At 60.8% G+C, this 15,898-nt stretch carries 9 protein-coding genes and 4 pseudogenes; 3 read left to right on the top strand and 10 right to left on the bottom strand.

All coding sequences use genetic code 11. From position 1 onward, the window contains the following. Positions 1 to 247 precede the first annotated feature (247 nt). The 3 genes and pseudogenes from BLW71_RS39540 to BLW71_RS39530 all read left to right on the top strand — a co-directional run. A pseudogene (locus tag BLW71_RS39540) lies at positions 248 to 618 on the top strand (SLC13 family permease); the annotation flags it as partial. Between the two features lie 104 nt (positions 619 to 722). Then, positions 723 to 1,628: pseudogene (istA, locus tag BLW71_RS39535) on the top strand (IS21 family transposase); the annotation flags it as partial. Between the two features lie 340 nt (positions 1,629 to 1,968). Further along, a complete protein-coding gene (locus BLW71_RS39530; RefSeq protein WP_286162285.1) occupies positions 1,969 to 3,537 on the top strand; it encodes a DDE-type integrase/transposase/recombinase in 1,569 nt (522 codons plus the stop codon). Between the two features lie 70 nt (positions 3,538 to 3,607). Here the strand turns inward: BLW71_RS39530 and tnpC are convergent. From tnpC to BLW71_RS39480, 10 genes and pseudogenes are all read right to left on the bottom strand, one after another. After that, positions 3,608 to 4,543 (bottom strand): annotated as a pseudogene (gene tnpC / locus BLW71_RS39525) (IS66 family transposase); the annotation flags it as partial. A 35-nt stretch (positions 4,544 to 4,578) separates the two neighbouring features. Continuing rightward, the gene (locus BLW71_RS39520; RefSeq protein WP_143048466.1) at positions 4,579 to 6,039 is read right to left on the bottom strand and encodes an ISKra4 family transposase; all 1,461 of its coding nucleotides are present in this window, start codon (positions 6,037 to 6,039) and stop codon (positions 4,579 to 4,581) included. Between the two features lie 312 nt (positions 6,040 to 6,351). Continuing rightward, positions 6,352 to 7,326, bottom strand: a pseudogene (gene xylB, locus BLW71_RS39515) (xylulokinase); the annotation flags it as partial. A 408-nt stretch (positions 7,327 to 7,734) separates the two neighbouring features. Then, a complete protein-coding gene (locus BLW71_RS39510) occupies positions 7,735 to 8,463 on the bottom strand; it encodes an SDR family oxidoreductase (protein WP_091810144.1) in 729 nt (242 codons plus the stop codon). A gap of 509 nt (positions 8,464 to 8,972) precedes the next feature. Next, a complete protein-coding gene (locus BLW71_RS42875) occupies positions 8,973 to 9,113 on the bottom strand; it encodes a hypothetical protein (RefSeq protein WP_353615917.1) in 141 nt (46 codons plus the stop codon). Positions 9,114 to 9,797: 684 nt separating this feature from the next. Next, positions 9,798 to 10,556: an IclR family transcriptional regulator gene (locus BLW71_RS39500; protein ID WP_091810140.1), complete on the bottom strand. Its 759-nt coding sequence runs from the start codon at positions 10,554 to 10,556 to the stop codon at positions 9,798 to 9,800. A gap of 247 nt (positions 10,557 to 10,803) precedes the next feature. Then, positions 10,804 to 11,763, bottom strand: coding sequence for a fumarylacetoacetate hydrolase family protein (locus BLW71_RS39495; protein ID WP_091810136.1), 960 nt, complete (start codon positions 11,761 to 11,763; stop codon positions 10,804 to 10,806). 94 nt (positions 11,764 to 11,857) lie between these two features. Continuing rightward, entirely contained in the window at positions 11,858 to 13,099 is a 1,242-nt protein-coding gene (locus BLW71_RS39490; protein ID WP_091810134.1) for a CaiB/BaiF CoA transferase family protein, read from the bottom strand. 75 nt (positions 13,100 to 13,174) lie between these two features. Continuing rightward, the gene (locus tag BLW71_RS39485; protein WP_091810131.1) at positions 13,175 to 14,371 is read right to left on the bottom strand and encodes an acyl-CoA dehydrogenase family protein; all 1,197 of its coding nucleotides are present in this window, start codon (positions 14,369 to 14,371) and stop codon (positions 13,175 to 13,177) included. An 89-nt stretch (positions 14,372 to 14,460) separates the two neighbouring features. Continuing rightward, positions 14,461 to 15,711 (bottom strand): acyl-CoA dehydrogenase family protein, encoded by a 1,251-nt coding sequence (locus BLW71_RS39480; protein ID WP_091810129.1) that lies wholly within the window; start codon positions 15,709 to 15,711, stop codon positions 14,461 to 14,463. Positions 15,712 to 15,898: the final 187 nt, after the last annotated feature.

The raw sequence follows: 15,898 nt of genomic DNA, 5'->3' as shown, positions 1-15,898 counted from the left end.
CCACCCCGTCATGTTCGCCCGGCGCTGAACCGGCGCGGCCCTCGCCCGGCTACTGTCCGCGTCGTGTCTTCCGTTTTTGTACTTCAACTGGGTAATTGTCTTGGAAGACTGAGGGCGGCGATGGCCAACCTGCGGTTCGTCCGTGCGATTGACGACGTGCGCCCTTATGGGACGCATCGCTACGATGTTTACGATCCCTTTCTTTTACTCCCGTAGCTCGTCGTCGATCATATTGAGACTTTTATTCGTGAATCCAATTTTCCTGTCCTGGGGAGTCGCTGCGATGGCCACGCTCGGGGTCATCACCCGGCCATTCAAGTGGCCTGAAGCAGTTTGGGCGGTGGCGGGCGCGTTGTTGCTTGTCGCTCTCGGCCTGCTGCCGCTGAGCCTTGCGTTCCAGTCAGTCGGAAACGGCACCGATGTGTACCTGTTCCTGTCTGGCATGATGCTACTGTCGAAGTTGGCCGGCGCGAGGGGCTCTTTGATTGGGTTGCGGTGCTTGCCGTCCACCATGCGAAGGGGTCGCCAAAGCGACTCTTTTTGCAGGTCTATCTGGTGGGGGCAGTGAGCACAACGTTCCTCTCCAACGATGCCACCGCGGTGGTACTTACGCCAGCCTGTTGATTTGCACCGAATCCGGACCCACCTGACACGGTGATTTGCATCGAATATTGACCCACGTGGAACACACTGGCCCGCTGTGCAGCTAGCGGGAGAACGGAGTGATCGACATGGCAATATTGAGCATCATCCGACGCTGGCATTATCGCGATCATGTCTCGCTACGCGAGATCGCCAAACGGCTTGGCGTTTCAAGAAACACCGTCAGGCGCCATATCCGCGCCGGCACCGTCGTGCCCACCTATCCGGAACGGCAGAGCCCGAGCAAGCTCGACGGATTTGCGGCGAAGCTCGCGGGCTGGTTAAAGACGGAAGCCAACCGGCCGCGCAAACAGCGCAGAACCCTCAAGCAGATTCACGCTGACCTCACTGTGCTGGGGTTCACCGGTTCCTACGACCGGGTCGCCGCCTTTGCACGTCGCTGGCGACAGGAGCAGCAGGAGCAGGCAAGGAGCGCAGCACGTGGCACCTTTGTGCCACTGACCTTTGCACCCGGTGAAGCATTCCAGTTCGACTGGAGCGAGGACTGGGCCGTGATCAACGGCGAGCGCACCAAACTGCAGGTTGCGCAGTTCAAGCTCAGTCACAGCCGGGCGTTCTTCCTGCGTGCCTATCTTCTGCAAACCCACGAGATGCTGTTCGACGCTCACTACCACGCGTTCGTGGCGTGGGGCGGCATTCCGCGCCGTGGCATATATGACAACATGAAGACCGCTGTCGACAAGGTTCGTCGTGGCAAGTTGCGGGACGTCAACGCGCGCTTCAGCGCCATGGTCAGTCACTACCTGTTCGACGCCGAGTTCTGCAATCCGGCCTCAGGCTGGGAGAAGGGGCAGATCGAGAAGAACGTTCAGGATAGCCGTCACCGGCTGTGGCAACGTGTGCCGGCGTTCGGTTCGCTCGCGGCATTGAACGACTGGCTGGCTGACCAGTGCGTCCTGCTCTGGCAGCAGACGCAGCATCCTGAGCAGGACACGACGATCTGGGACGCGTGGTCGATCGAGCGTAAGCGGTAGTTCCGACTCATCTGGAACCGGTGCATGAGAAGGAACAAGATTGCGTCCGCAGCCACCACATTGCGGACGCAGCTTATGACTGACCTACAAACTGACTTTGACTTCCTGCCGTTGCGGGTGATCGGTAAATCGTAAGCGGCAGCTTTAGCACACCGAACGGAGGACCGTGCAACTGAGGGGCGGGCGCAGGGCACCGCCGGGTAAAGACCGACAATTATCTTGTCCGGCGCATTGACTCAGGTTATTTGTTACCAGGCCCGGGTTGTTGCCTCATGTAATTTGCTACCTTCCAGATGGCTGGCAGGGGCGACTTATGACGAGGCGACTCAGCATGGCGACAAGACGGGAATTGATTGAGGCGGTTGGCGAGCGTTACCGACGTTCGGACCGGAGCGGCAAACGCCAGATTCTGGACGAGTTTCTCAAATTGACGGGCTATCACCGCAAGCATGCGATCCGCGTGCTATGCAATGAAGTGCAGGCTTCGAAGGCGAGGCCTGGTCCGCCCCAGCGCTACACAGACGAAGTGCGTGCGGCGCTGATAACGCTCTGGGAAGCCGCCGATCGAATCTGCGGGAAACGGCTGAAAGCGGTGATTCCGACGCTGCTCGAATCGATGACCCGGTATGGTCATCTGTCGTTGTCAGACGGCTTGCGCGAGAAGCTCCTGGGCATCAGTGCAGCGACCATCGACCGGCTGCTCGCCGACATTCGTGAGCAGGCCTTCGGTGGTCGGCGCAAGCGTGCCGGAGGAGTTGGCAACGCGATTCGCCGCGCCGTTCCTGTTCGGACCTTCGCCGACTGGAATGACCCGCTGCCCGGCTATCTGGAAATCGACTTCGTCGAGCATTGCGGCGGCGTCAAGATCGACGGCGACTTTGTACACAGCCTGGTGATGACTGACGTTGCGACCGGCTGGACCGAATGTCTTGCGATGCCATTCCGTAACCACGCATTTGTCATTGAGCACGTCGAGCGTGTACGGGCTGCGCTGCCATTTCCACTGCGTGGTCTCGACAGCGATAACGACACCGCCTTCATGAACGAATCCGTGTTCGACTTCTGCAAAACGACCGGCATCGAGCTGACGCGTTCGCGCCCGTACAAGAAGAACGATCAGGCATGGGTCGAGCAGAAGAACGGTTCGATCGTGCGGCGGCTGGTGGGATACGGCAAACTGCGCGGGCTGGAGGATACGGAAGCGTTGGCCTCGCTGTACCGGGTCTCGCGGCTTTACATCAACTATTTCCAGCCGTCATTCAAACTTAAGTCCAAGACACGCCACGGGGCACGCGTAACGAAGCGCTATGAGGCGCCGCTAACGCCACTCGAGCGCGTACTCCGTTCACCCTCTGTCCCTGAGGCGACCAAGCTGGCGCTGCGAGAGCAGTTCCGCTCGCTCGACCCTGTCGACCTTCTACGCCGTATGCGCGAGGCGCAGCGACGTATCGCTGCATGCGCCGCCACAGAAGTAGCTGCAGTAGACGCCACGCCAGAACGCGACGTGACGATCGGTGACTTCCTGGCGGGTTTGGCCACGGCGTGGCAGGTGGGCGAAGTGCGTCCGACACATCGCAGAAAGGCCACGGTCCCACACGACTGGCGCACACGTCCCGATCCGTTCGAACACACATGGCCGAAGATACAGCAATGGCTGGAAACGGAGCCCGCGATCACCGCGAAGCAACTGCAGAACCGGCTGATTGGGATGGCGCCGGCGATGTACTCAAGCGCTCAGCTTCGGACGCTGCAGCGACGCGTTGCAGCATGGCGATCAAACCGCGCGAGGGAGCTGGTTACCAGAATCCTCGGTGAGCCCGATGCGATGGAGGCTGGCGCCGCTACGCAGCGCCAGCCTCCATCGCAGAACAACCCCGAGGTGACGAATACACCAGAGTAACATCATCCCGTGAGGCAACACGCGGCGGACTTTGTAATTGACGATCTACAGCCGGGGGGCGCTCGATGTATCAGCCGTCCTGTGCCGTCGCCTGTTGCTGCCGCGCATAGTTGAATGGCAAGAGGTCCGTCACGTCGGCGTCCGGTGGACGCTGCGGCAGCTCCCTGAGTACGTGCAACAGGTAGTCGTACGGTTCGACACCGCAGGCACGGCACGTCAGCACGAGACTGTAAATCGTGGCGCTGGCTTTTGCGCCGTCGACCGTGTCGCTGAACAGCCACGACTTTCTCGAAGTCGCAAACGGTCTGATGTCCCGCTCGCAGATATTGTTGTCAATTGCGGCTCGCCCGTCAGTGACGTAGCGGCTCAGATATTCCCACTGGTTACGCGTATAGGCGATTGCCTTACCGAGCAGGCTCTGGGGCGTCACCTTCGGCGCCAGTTCGTCAAGCCACGCCCTGAACGCCTCGAGTACCGGCACGCTGTGTTTCTGCCGCAAGTCATATGTGTAGTCGGCACGTGTCTGGCCGACGGGCAGATCGCCTTTGGCCAGCGCCTCAACACGGTATAGGGCCTGGAAGTATTCAAGCGCCTTTGCCACACGAGCGTTCGGCATCTTTGTTTTCCCGGAATCCCCTTTCTTCTGCGCTGCCTTGTCCGCCTTGACGAACAGCCTGCGCGCGTGCGCCATGCAGCCGAAGTGCGTCGCCTTTTTCAGCGTGCGCCACGCACTGTATCCGTCGCTTACCAGCATGCCGCTGTAGTCGCCGAGGAATTTCTTCGGATGCTCCTGGCCTCGCCCCGGCTGGTACTCGAACAGCACCACGGGTTCGGGGCAGTCTTCGGCGCTGCGGTAGACCCACGCATAGCTTTTACTCTGCGCAGACCGGCCGGGTTCCTTGAGTACCTGAAGCGTGGTCTCGTCGCCGTGGATCAGCGGCTGCGACAGCAATGTCCTGTACAGCGCGTCGTACAGGCGGGTGTAGTGCAATTCGCTGGGGCGGACGTAGACGAGAGTGAACCAAACCGTGGGAGGTCAATTCATGCCGCGCGGCGTGCACTCGGCGAGTTTTCAGCTGCAGAAGTCTTGGTCAACACGGCAAGTTTCACAACCGAGAATTCTTCGTTGAGAACAGCAACTCTGACCTGTGCCAGACAGTGCGCTCCCTCGTCCGTCCATCGCATTTGTTGCTTCTTTGCCATGCGATGGCTGACCACCAGGTTCACCGCGGACTCGGCAATGCTACTGCTGATCGGTAGACCCTTGTGATAGCGCGTTCCATAGTTCACCAGCGTACCGGCGTTGTGCTCGATGTAGAAGTACAGGCGGCGCAGGTTCCAGAACAACGTCGAGTGCTCATAGCCTTCCTTCTCCAACAGCGTCTCATCCAGGGCCTTTATGCGGGACACCGATTGCCGGCCCTTTCCATGCCAAACCAGCCACTTGGCGTGATCGATCTCTGTCTCTACAGCGATTCGCTCTTCGGGCTCAATCGTCTGGCTTCCGAACACCGAGTTCTTGGCAGCCTTGAACTTCATCGCGATGTGAAACCAGTCCAGGATCCTTCCCCTGGCGAGCTGGCTGCCGTCCACAGCCTTGCCAAATTCGCCAGCGTCATCGCTGATCACGGTGACTCGCTCGTCTGGAGCCACGCCGCTTGCAAAGAGAAATTGGTCCAACCGCGCGGGTGCCGATGGCACCAGCTTATGCACGTACGCGTAGAGACGCGGGGTGCGATCAGCAAGAGTTGCACGGCCCGCAACGATGTTGACATGTCGATCCCGCGGCAAGTTCTGCGCCCAAGGCGATTTCAACTCCGCAAGGTCGCGCGCCGCCTTGCGGCTCTTGGGGCTGCTGCTGAAGCTCAGCCACGCCGAGTCGACGCTCACGCAGCCGACGGTGGTCGATTCGCGAACCTGCTCTGCGCTGACCACTTTTGGTCCAGACGCGATATCGCGCTCGATCTGCGCGTCCAGCGCCCTACCGATGGCGAGGATCCGACGGCGAGTACTACCGAAGGAAATCCCTTTGTCCAGCGGAAGGACCTCTCGAAGCAGCTCAGTGGCCTGACGGTAGGGTAGATGGGCGGCCCATTTGGCCTGCAGGTACTCCAATTCCGGCGTCACACGCTGGTGAACGGCCTTGCACAGCGGACTCACAGAGCGGCGCGGTTGCCCTTGCTTTGCCGCGCAGCTGCACGCCCACAGCCTCGGACTCGGCACGTCGACCTTGCCAAACACGGTTCGCACCACGATCGACCGGGCATCCTTGTGCGCCAGCATCGAGCCACAACGATCGCAAGCCAATTGGCTTTCCATCCACCCGGCAGTCTGCTCCGACACCAGTAACGATTGAACCTCAGCGAGCAAGGCGCGGCCTTCGGCAAGTGTAAGTCCCAAGTCGGCGACGCTCCGGTCCTTTCGTTCGACCACAGCAACGGTCGTCGCTTTAGTCTCACTCGTTTCCCCCGCCTCCAGGCGGGCCTCGATGATCAGTCGCATAGCAACTCCAATCGGGTTGGCAACGTCGGCAGCATAGCTGATACAGCGAGCGTACCGGGCGGCCTTGTTGGGCTCTTTTCGTTAGAAACTTCGCAGATTCCAAACGCCGTATCCCATCAGGTAAGGCGTCGTCACGTCGTCTATGACGGCGGTCAAGTCGACGGAAATAGCCTCCCACGGTTTGGTTCACTCTCGACTTATGCGAATTGACGGTTTTATTTCGTTCGGACTGCAAGTAAAAATGTCACTACAACGGCGAATCGGTCCGATATTTCGAGGCTCCGCCGGTGACACATTTAACGTGGCCTACGGGTCGGCACTGACACTCGCGACCTCGTCCAGCAAACTTGTTTCGTCGGCCGAAGTGAGGTTGCATAGCCAACGAACGCAACTGGCCGCAGACAGAACTACGCTCGTTCGGTGCCACCTGTTCGGAATCGCGTGGCACAGCGCGTGAATCCCTGGATGTGGGCTCGGCCGAAACTGATCGGCGACGACGGATAAAACTCCCGACGTACCGAGCGACAGGAATCCATCTCCGGCCTCCGCTGCGCCAACACCCAACGCGCTCGTCGCCGTGTCGCCCCCGCCCGCGGCAACGATTACATTTGCAGGCAGGCCAAGTTCGCTAGCGACGCTACGATGAACGACGCGGGCCGCTCGACTCCCTTCCTCAATCGGGGGCACCTGCGCGCGCGTGATGGCGCAAGCCTGCAAAAGCTCGTCAGACCACTCGCGGCGCGCAATGTCGAGCCAAAGGGTTCCCGACGCATCTGACGGGTCGGTGAGCTTTACGCCGGTCAATCGCAGACGTAAATAGTCTTTCGGCAGCAGGACGCACGCCAGCTTCCGGAAGTGCTCCGGCTCGTGTCGTGCAACCCATAACAGCTTTGGCGCCGTGAGCCCTGGCATCGCGCTATTGCCTGAGACTTCGTGCAGCCTTGGTGTGCGCGCCGTTAGTTCATCGCATTCGATGACGCTGCGCATATCGTTCCACAGAATCGCGGGGCGCAGCGGCCTGTCGTTAGCATCAAGGAGAACAGCCCCGTGCATCTGGCCAGAGAGGCCAATGGCCTGGATACGCCCTAACGCGTCGGGATAATGCTTACGCAGCGTTGATAGAGCAATCCGCGTGGCTCGCCACCAATCCTCTGGATCCTGTTCAGACCATCGGGGCCTCGGCCTGGATATCTCCAACGGATGGCGCGCAGTCCCGACAACAAGTCCGTCGCTGGCCAGCAGCAGGACTTTCAGTTCGGACGTGCCGAGATCAATGCCAAGGAACATTCTTCAAACTCGATGAAGCCCGGGGGTTGTGGCGTGATAGGTTACCAAAGCCCCCGTCACGCAGCAGCGGTCAATTTGGGCAGGGCGCGCGTCTTGAAGTCAGAGGGCATTTTAGTCCAGGTCGGACTCGTCGCGACGCAGTGCTCGCGTCGAAGACGTCGGTGTCGACCCGAATGTCATCTCAATGAAGTGGCCGCGCGAAGGCAGCTGCTGCTGGCGCCCCTGCGTTCGGGTTCATCGGTAATCGCGTGATGCAAAGTCCGGGCAAGGAGCGCGATTCGATGCCCGAAGAAAGCGCTTATCAGATGTTCCTTTTCGCCCGCGTCCGGAACTCCTCGGCGCGCCCAACGGGACGTCCTTCCCGTTTTCACTGTTCGTGAGGAGGCCGACGGATCCGATTTTCTCGCTCTAGAGGTCGAAATTGGTGGGCATCAGGATCACGTCGCGAATGGTCATGCCGCGTTGCCTCGTCAACATGAACATTACCACCTCGGCTACCTGGCTAGCTTCTAGCAGACTTCCCGACTCCTTGGCCTCTCTCAGTTTCTCCTCGGGCCAGTCAGCGAGCAGTGCGCTAATGACCGGGCCAGGCGAGACGGAGCCGACGCGAACTCCGTGTTTGAAAACCTGGCGCCGCACCGTCTGAACAAAGCAGTTAATCGCCCATTTGGACGACGCATAGACCGGCTCCCAGGGCGTCGGAAAGTGAGCAGCCAGCGAACTGGTCACGATAATGTCCCCGGTCCGTCTTCCGATCATGTGCGGCAAAACGTCGTGAACATTCTTCATTACGACGTTGACGTTGAGGTTCAGCATCCGGTCAATCGCTGCCGTGTCGGCATCGACCAGATCGCCGCCGACGTAAGCGCCCGCATTGGCATGCAGGATGTCGATCTGCCCCGCCATCTCCAGGACGCGCGGCGCAAGCGTCGCGCAGGCTTTCGGGTCGAGCAGATCGATCACCAGCGGAGTCGCCGCATCGCCGCGTCCGCTGCAAATCGCCGCCAGTGCTGCGTCGTCGCGGTCGACCAGCACCACGCGGGCGCCGGCCGCCAGCAGCGCCTCGGTGCTGGCCAGCCCAATGCCCGACGCAGCCCCGGTTACAACGGCGACCTTGCCTTCCAATTCTCGTGCCATGTTCTCTGTCCTTCCTGGTTGGCCGTTCTTGCCGGCACCTAATCCGGGATGCAACCTGCCGAACGGCGTCGGAACGATGATCACCTACCGATCACACTCTAGCCACCGTCGACGCGCCGGTTATGGCCGAGCATTATTTGCGCTGTTCCCATATTGGCTGCGTCGCATACCGCTGCCGGGGTCCGGTTTCTCGTGATAATCGCGCCCTCGCAACGGTTCTATGCCTTTCTCCATTTCTGCCGCTTCTGTCGAAAAAAATGAGCGAACTGCAGAGCTTGATCATTTGATCGTTATTTGAGCAAATGATCAAGTGCGGAAGGAACGCTGTCAAGGTGATTTCTGGAGGGGAAAACCCCGAGAGGCGGATACGGTGAACACAGTTGACCGTCCGGCGAGGCAGCGCACCAGTTCATTTCGCGCGGTTCGAGAAGCTTATCTGGACAAAAGGATTAGCGACGAACCGGTTCATCCATGGTGCGCGGGTGATTTACCCTCGGAATAGTGACAAATTAAACGCCGCCTACGCAAACGCGGAGCCTGGACGCCCGCGCGGTTAGTCCATCGCACTCGCTGACGCTGCGCGTGTCGTTCCACACGATTGCGGGGCGCAGCGGCCGGTCATTGGCGTAAAGGAGAACGACGCCGTGCATCTGGGCGGAGAGGCCAACGGCCTGTCGGACCATTTCTCACGCAGCGCCGATAGCGCGGTGCGCGTGGCGCGCCACCGATTCTCTCGATCCTGTTCAGACTATCGGGTTCCTGGCCTGGATATGTCCAACGGATGTCAAGCGGTCCCGACAATAAGGCCTTCGCTGGAGAGCAGCAGGACGTGCAGTTAGGACGTGCCAGGATCAATGCCCAGGCACATTATTTGAACCCGATGGAGATGACCGTCGACGCGTGGCAGACCGCCAACCAGTCAGTGGGGCAACGCCGGCAACTCGCATACGTTCGGCGCAGAAGGCGTGCGCTCATTGTCATTCAGGTCAGCCACCCGGTAACTGGTCCTGGTCTGCGGCGCCGACTGGAGGCCCATTTTGTTCCGCAGCACTTCGAATATGCATGTCGTTCTGCTGGCCTACGTCGATGCACGTGGTGGACGCGTTGCGCGGATCTCCCGCAAGCCGGGGGAACCCGCGAAGGATATCGGCACGCTCATTTGACGAAGAGGCACCTCGAAGCTCATGCGGGCCTCGTCGCAGGAATACCAGATCGCTGTCGCGAAGTTATGGAAATGAGCGCAGACGAGACGCTTCCGCCGCCACGGGGCTTTCGCGGGTGGCAGCAGTTTGACAACTTGTTGCGGTCTACACCGGTGCGGGGGAGGCCGCTTCTTAACGCTGTGGAGAGAGAGCTTTCGCAAGCACTGCCAGAGCCGGTCCAATCTCATTGCGCAGCGTGTCCACTTTGATCTGTTCCGATGGCGCGCCGCAACTGAGCGAATAGATCTGTCCGTCGCTCGCGACGAATGCGATGGCAGCCGCATTGATACGAGGATGGAAGTCGCCAGAGTCGACTATGAATCCCTGTTCCGCAAACTGCCTGAGTGCTCCGGAAATCAAGGCTTCGCGTGCTGGCCAGTTGTCCGGATCGGCTACGCGTATCTGCTCGAGCAGCATCGTGCGATCCTCTTCACGCATGCGGGCGATGTGGGCCGCGCCCATCGCAGTGTTCGCCAGAGGAAACTGCGAACCGACGTGAAGATTGAGGACAAGCTCCGATTGCCCCTGGCAGCGTTGTGTCAGGACGATTTGCAGCCCATGGCGCATACCCATGCTGCACGCGGCGCCAAAGCGATTGGCGATTTCCTGCATCGCGGGCCTGGCGATATCGGACAGCGGTGCTGCCGCGAGCGCACTATAGCCCAGGCCCAGCACCGATGGACTCAACTGCAGTTTGTCGCCGTTCTGGCCGGTTAGCAAATACCCTTCGTCCTGCAGCGTTTTGCAAAGACGCCAGACGGTAGGCTGCGGCAACTTCAAAAGCCTGGCGATCTCCGAGGTTCCCAGTTCCCGCTTGGCGGTAGTGAAGCAGCGTAGCACTGCCAGGCCCCGCGCCAGCGCCGTGACAAAATGGCGGTCATTGTCTGTCAACCATTCACCTCGTGCGGATCTGAAAAATCGGAATAGAGTTCTGACATCTGGCAGTGCCGCAAATTGCTGGGTACGTCATGTACGGGATTTCCGGCGTGAATGGCTGCGAGCCGGGATTTGCACCATAGCCCGGGGAGCCAGCTGGGATGTCAGGCCGTCCGGACCACAGGGTGGAGATATTACACTGCGCGGTGTTGATGAGTAAGACCCCCGACCGTCGACCGACGTGCTTCTCTCGGGCGCCGGATCAGGTCTGCGCATACCTGCCACTCAGTTGCCTCGCGATGACGCCGGTAGGCGGCGCCTTCTGGCCCGTCTCGGCGACGTACTTCATGCTGCATTCGAGCCGCGTGTCTCTGGACCAGGTGCGCTTCAGATCGTCCCGGACGTGAATTCGCAGACGCCCCAGCCCCTCGATTTCGAGTTCGACCCGGTCGCCGTCGTGGAGGGCGCTCAAGCCTCGATGGTTTGTGCCGGTCGCGACGATGTCTCCGGGTTCGAGGGCATGGATGGCGCTGACCCACTCGATGCAGCGCACGATGTCGTGCGCCATATCATCCGTGTTGAAGTCCTGCTTGAGCATTTCGTTCACCCACAGCTGGACTTGAAGTTTCTGCGGGTCGGCAATCTCGTCTGCCGTCACAATGTATGGCCCAACAGGCGCAAAGGTGTCGCGTGACTTGGCCTGAAAGAAGACGTTGTGGGCGGGCGGTAGGCCGCGCGCCGAACCGTCTATGAAATTGACGTAGCCGAAGACGTAGGACAGCGCTTGCGCCGCGGGTACGTTGGACGCGCGCCTACCGATCACGACGCCGAGTTCGGCCTCGCCCTCGAATACGCTCGCGGGCACATCGGGCAGGAGCATGGTCTCGCCCGGTCCGATGATTGCGCCCGGAGACTTGTGAAACGCGTTCATGGGCGGCCGCGCATCGAGCGTTCCGTTCTCCATGTAGTTCACCGCCATGCAACTGATCTGCCGCGGCCGCGGCAGCGGCGCGCGCAGCGTCACGGAGGCGAGCGGCGTTCCTTGTTCCGTTGCCAGCTGCGATTCGATGCGCGGGCGGTAGGCGTCGAATCCTGCAATGAGCCCGGTCATCAAATCCTGCCGATCGCGATGTGGGATATCACTCAGCACGGACGTGATGTTGACGACCCGCTCGCCCTTGAGTACGCCGAGCTGGAAGTCGTCGAAGTAGATGAGTTTCATGGCGTGCCGCTGTCTGTGTTGTGATCAATGGCCTGCTGCCCCGCCGCGTGGTGAGTTGCGCTTCCGGTGCGCACTTGCCAGCGTGGACAGACATTCAATGGGAGGCGTTAGCGGGTACATTCGGGCCTGACCAGCCGGCGTCTGTCGCGACCACGCCGCGCTCGGCAAGGTCGGCAATGTCGATCGCGGATAGTCCAATCTCTCGCAATACGACTTCAGTGTGCTGGCCGAGGCGTGGCGGATGCAGAGCGACGCTGCCGGGTGTTTCGCTTAATTTCACCGGTAAGCCGCCCATGCGCATGGAACCAAGCCCTGGCAGGTCGATATCGACGAGACATTCGCGTGCCTGCAACTGTTCTTCCCGAACGAGGCGGTCCAGGGTGTTGATCGGTGAGCACGGTACGCCTGCGGCTTCGAAATGCTCAAGCCAATGCGCGGTTGGTTGCTTCGCGATGATCTGCGCGATCGCTGCGGCGAGGAAGTCCCTGTGCTCGGTGCGGCTGCTGTTGCTCTGAAAGCGCTCGTCGGTGACCCAGGATTGTTGGTCGAGCACCGTGCACAGATCCCTGAACATGCGGTCGTTGAAGCATGCAATGACCAGCCAGCCGTCGCATGCCTCGAACGCCCGATAGGTAGGGTTGCCGCCGAGTCCCGCGCTGCCGGTCCGCGTCGGCGGCTCGCCGGTAGCGAATAAACGCGTGAGATGCTGGCCTAGCATCGAGATTTGCCCTTCAAGCAGCGACGTGTCGACACGCTGGCCGCGCCCGGTGCGGTGACGCGCCTCCACCGCGAGCAGGACACCGATCGTGGCCATCATGCCCGCTGTGACGTCGCATACCGATGGCCCCATCTTGACCGGCCCACCGTCAGGCTCGCCGGTCAAGCTCATGCCGCCCGTATACGCCTGCATGAAAAGATCATTGGCGGGCCGCTTGCTCAGCGGACCGGTCGCGCCGAAGCCGCTGATGGAGCAGTAGATGAGCCGCGGATTTGTTTCGCGAAGTTGCTCGTAGTCGAGGCCGGCGCGCGCCAGCGCGCCGACCCGGTAATTGTCGACCAGCACGTCGGCCTGGTCCACGAGGCGTCGCACAAGAGCCGCTCCCTCGGGATTTTTCAGGTCAACCGCAATGCCGCGTTTGTTGCGGTTGGTACATGCGTAGTAGCCGGCGAGAACGCCGTGGAAGCCCTCGCCCCAATATCGGCTGTCGTCTCCCACTCCGATGCGTTCCACCTTGATAACCTGCGCGCCGTAGTCACCGAGTGTCATGGAGCAGAACGGCCCCGCCATAGCGACGCCGAGCTCTACCACCTTCATTCCGTCCAATGGACCAGCCATGTTATGTGTCTCCTGCAGTGTTGCTGCGATAGGGGCGCCGGAGAGCCGTCATCGCATGGTTTCTGCTGTGACTGCTCAGTGCGCGAACTCGGCAGGCTGCCGGAGCGCGTCGCACGGGTGCTCGTCCGTAAGGACGGGTACCGGCCGTCCGAGCACCACGTGGCCAGGGAGGTCGAGCAGCGCGTGGGCGATTCTGGCGCGATGCTCATGCGTCGTTCCAAGACGCATGGTCCACGCCGACACGCGTCGGAACCAGAGGTGCAGATCGAATTCCATCATGAAGCCGATGCCGCCGTGAATCACCTGGGCGTTACGGACGACGGCCTCGCATTTCTCATTGCAGAAGGCCTTCGCTTGCGATACCTCGACGGTATGTGGCAGGCCCTGATCCATCTTCCACAGGGCTTCGTACGTTAACAGTTCGCCCCCGTCGATCCAGATGATCATGTCCGCGCACATGTGTTGCACAGACTGAAACGCGCCGATCGGCTGGCCGAAGGCCTCGCGCATCTTTGCGTATTCGATGGCCATTTCGGCGTCCTTGCGGGCCGCGCCGAGCATCTGGGCGCACAGCAGCGCCGTTGCGACATCGAGCATCGCTTCGACGACTGGCCAGCCCTGGTCTAGCGCTCCAATGCATTGGCCGACCGGAACGCGCACGTCCTTGAATACGACTTCGCTCTGCTGGTCCTTCGCGGTAGTGACGAGCGCACGGTGCGTAATGCCTGCGCTGACAGTGTCGACCAGAAAGAGGGAAAGACCTTCTGCGCCGCGCGATGCGTCGCCGGAAGTGCGGCACGCAACGAGACATGCATCGGCGCTTACGAAGTTGTCCACAAAGAGCTTGCTGCCGTTGATCACGAAGTCATCGCCCTCGCGACGCGCCGTGGTATGCACGGCAGTGGGGGAGCAGTACGCTCCGTTTTCCACGACAGCCCACGTCAAAAGCTTCTCGCCGCGAGCTACGGCGGGCAGTATCGCGTCGCGCTGCGAGTCTGATCCGTCGCGCGCGATGGTCAGTGCCGCGACTACCGTGCTCAGCAGCGGCAACGGCGCCACGGCACGGCCGATTTCCTGAAGCACGAGCCCGAGATAGACCAAAGGCATGGCCGAGCCGCCATAGGTTTCGGGCAGGCACAAGCCCTGCCAGCCGAGCTCGGCGGCCTTGTGCCAGAGCGCCGGCGGATAGCCCTTGGGATCGCGCTCCATTTCTCTCACGAGCTTGGTCGAGCATTCTCCTCGGAGGAAAGCGCGGGCCGCGTCGCGGATCATCTCTTGTTCATCATCTAGTAGGACTTGCACATCGATCTCCGTTGATTGCTCACGCCGTGCATGCCAATAGCCGGCGAGCCAATGGTTCTTCACTGAGGTTTGCGAGATTTTCGTGACGAAGGCAGGTTCAGGCCACGCCGGGCGATCTGGTCACGCATGATCTGCACGCTGCCGTGATTCACTCCCGACTGGAAAGCGCCCATCACGTTATGTGCGAAGACCCCTTCCTCAATCGCATGCGGGGAAGTACTGAGCAGCTGGGCATAGGGCCCAAGCATCTGGGTGATGGCTTCCGTCGTCTTGACGCCATGCTCGGGCGCCCACACCTTCTCGGCTGAACCTTCGTAGGTAAACTTGCCGCCGCGCTGCACGATCGACATGCTGCGCATTGTCATGAGCCGGCAGACCTGCGCCTCGGTCCACAACTCGGCCACCTTGTCGCGAATCGCTGCGTTGTTGGCAAGTGCTTCGGGTCCGTGCCGGTTCTCCTTGAGCCAGTTGACGATGTCCTCGTCGCGCCGGATCGACATCAGGTACCGCCATGCGCCCACCCGGTCGAGGTTCAGCGCTGCGGCGCCGATACCCCAGCCCTTGTTCTCTTCGCCGAGCAACGCTGTCTTCGGCACGTGCAGATCGTCGAAAAAGGTTTCGTTGGTGCGGGCTTCGCCGTAGGTTGTGCCGTGCGGTGCGCCCGGTGAATTCTGTATGGTCCATAGCGGGCGCACCGTAATACCGGGCGTATCCATGGGGATGAGGAAGATGGAGATGCCGTCGTGCTTCGGTGCGGATGGGTCAGTTCGCGCCATCAGGTAGATGTGGGTCGCCCAGTGCGCTGCTGTGGTGTAAATCTTTTGGCCGTTGATGACGTAGCCATCCGCGGTCGGTACGGCCCGGCAGCGCAGGTTGGCGAGATCCGCACCCGCATGAGGCTCAGAGAATCCGAGGCAGAACGAGACTTCGCGGTTGATCAGTCTGGGGATGAAGTACTGCTTCTGTTCCTCTGTCCCGGCCGCAAGAATGGCCGGGGCGCCGCTCCCTCCCAGATCGATGCTGACGCCGGCACGCATGAATTCCTCTTCAACGATGAACTGCGAGAGCTGGTCGCCGCCCTGGCCGCCATATTCCTTCGGGTAGGCGATGCCGAGCCAGCCACGTTCGCCGATCCTTCTGTAGAGCTCTTTCATCAACGGCCCGGTCCTGCCGGTCGGGCGCATCTCGCCATCCTCGGCGGCCACCTTGATGTTGTCGTCGGCGAGTACGGCGGGCGTCACGTTGTGCTCGATGAACGCGCGAACGTCGCGTCGGAGCGCTTCCTGCTCGGGGGTATAAGCGAAGTCCATTGTCTGTGCGTCTCCTGGTCAAAATCTCGGCGTAATTCGCTATGCAAATTAACAATTCACAATTACGATGCTACGGCCTTCGTTTGCGGTCGTCAAATGATTCCGTCGTAGTACAAACCCTCGACGGTTTTTCATGTTGCGCCAGAAACCTGGTGTTTTCCCCTGATCCATTGACCTGTCGGCTAAC

Origin of the sequence: Burkholderia sp. WP9, assembly GCF_900104795.1 — a bacterium.
Lineage (GTDB): Bacteria > Pseudomonadota > Gammaproteobacteria > Burkholderiales > Burkholderiaceae > Paraburkholderia.
This window is presented reverse-complemented; position numbering and strand designations above follow the sequence as displayed.

What these genes read in the sequence shown, in the direction of transcription:
- BLW71_RS39530 (WP_286162285.1), top strand. Translation starts at nt 1,969, where the DNA reads ATGGCGACAAGACGGGAATTGATTGAGGCGGTTGGCGAGCGTTACCGA.
- BLW71_RS39490 (WP_091810134.1), bottom strand. Translation starts at nt 13,099, where the DNA reads ATGGCTGGTCCATTGGACGGAATGAAGGTGGTAGAGCTCGGCGTCGCT.
- BLW71_RS39480 (WP_091810129.1), bottom strand. Translation starts at nt 15,711, where the DNA reads ATGGACTTCGCTTATACCCCCGAGCAGGAAGCGCTCCGACGCGACGTT.
- BLW71_RS39485 (WP_091810131.1), bottom strand. Translation starts at nt 14,371, where the DNA reads ATGATCCGCGACGCGGCCCGCGCTTTCCTCCGAGGAGAATGCTCGACC.
- BLW71_RS39520 (WP_143048466.1), bottom strand. Translation starts at nt 6,039, where the DNA reads ATGCGACTGATCATCGAGGCCCGCCTGGAGGCGGGGGAAACGAGTGAG.
- BLW71_RS39510 (WP_091810144.1), bottom strand. Translation starts at nt 8,463, where the DNA reads ATGGCACGAGAATTGGAAGGCAAGGTCGCCGTTGTAACCGGGGCTGCG.
- BLW71_RS39495 (WP_091810136.1), bottom strand. Translation starts at nt 11,763, where the DNA reads ATGAAACTCATCTACTTCGACGACTTCCAGCTCGGCGTACTCAAGGGC.
- BLW71_RS42875 (WP_353615917.1), bottom strand. Translation starts at nt 9,113, where the DNA reads ATGCACGGCGTCGTTCTCCTTTACGCCAATGACCGGCCGCTGCGCCCC.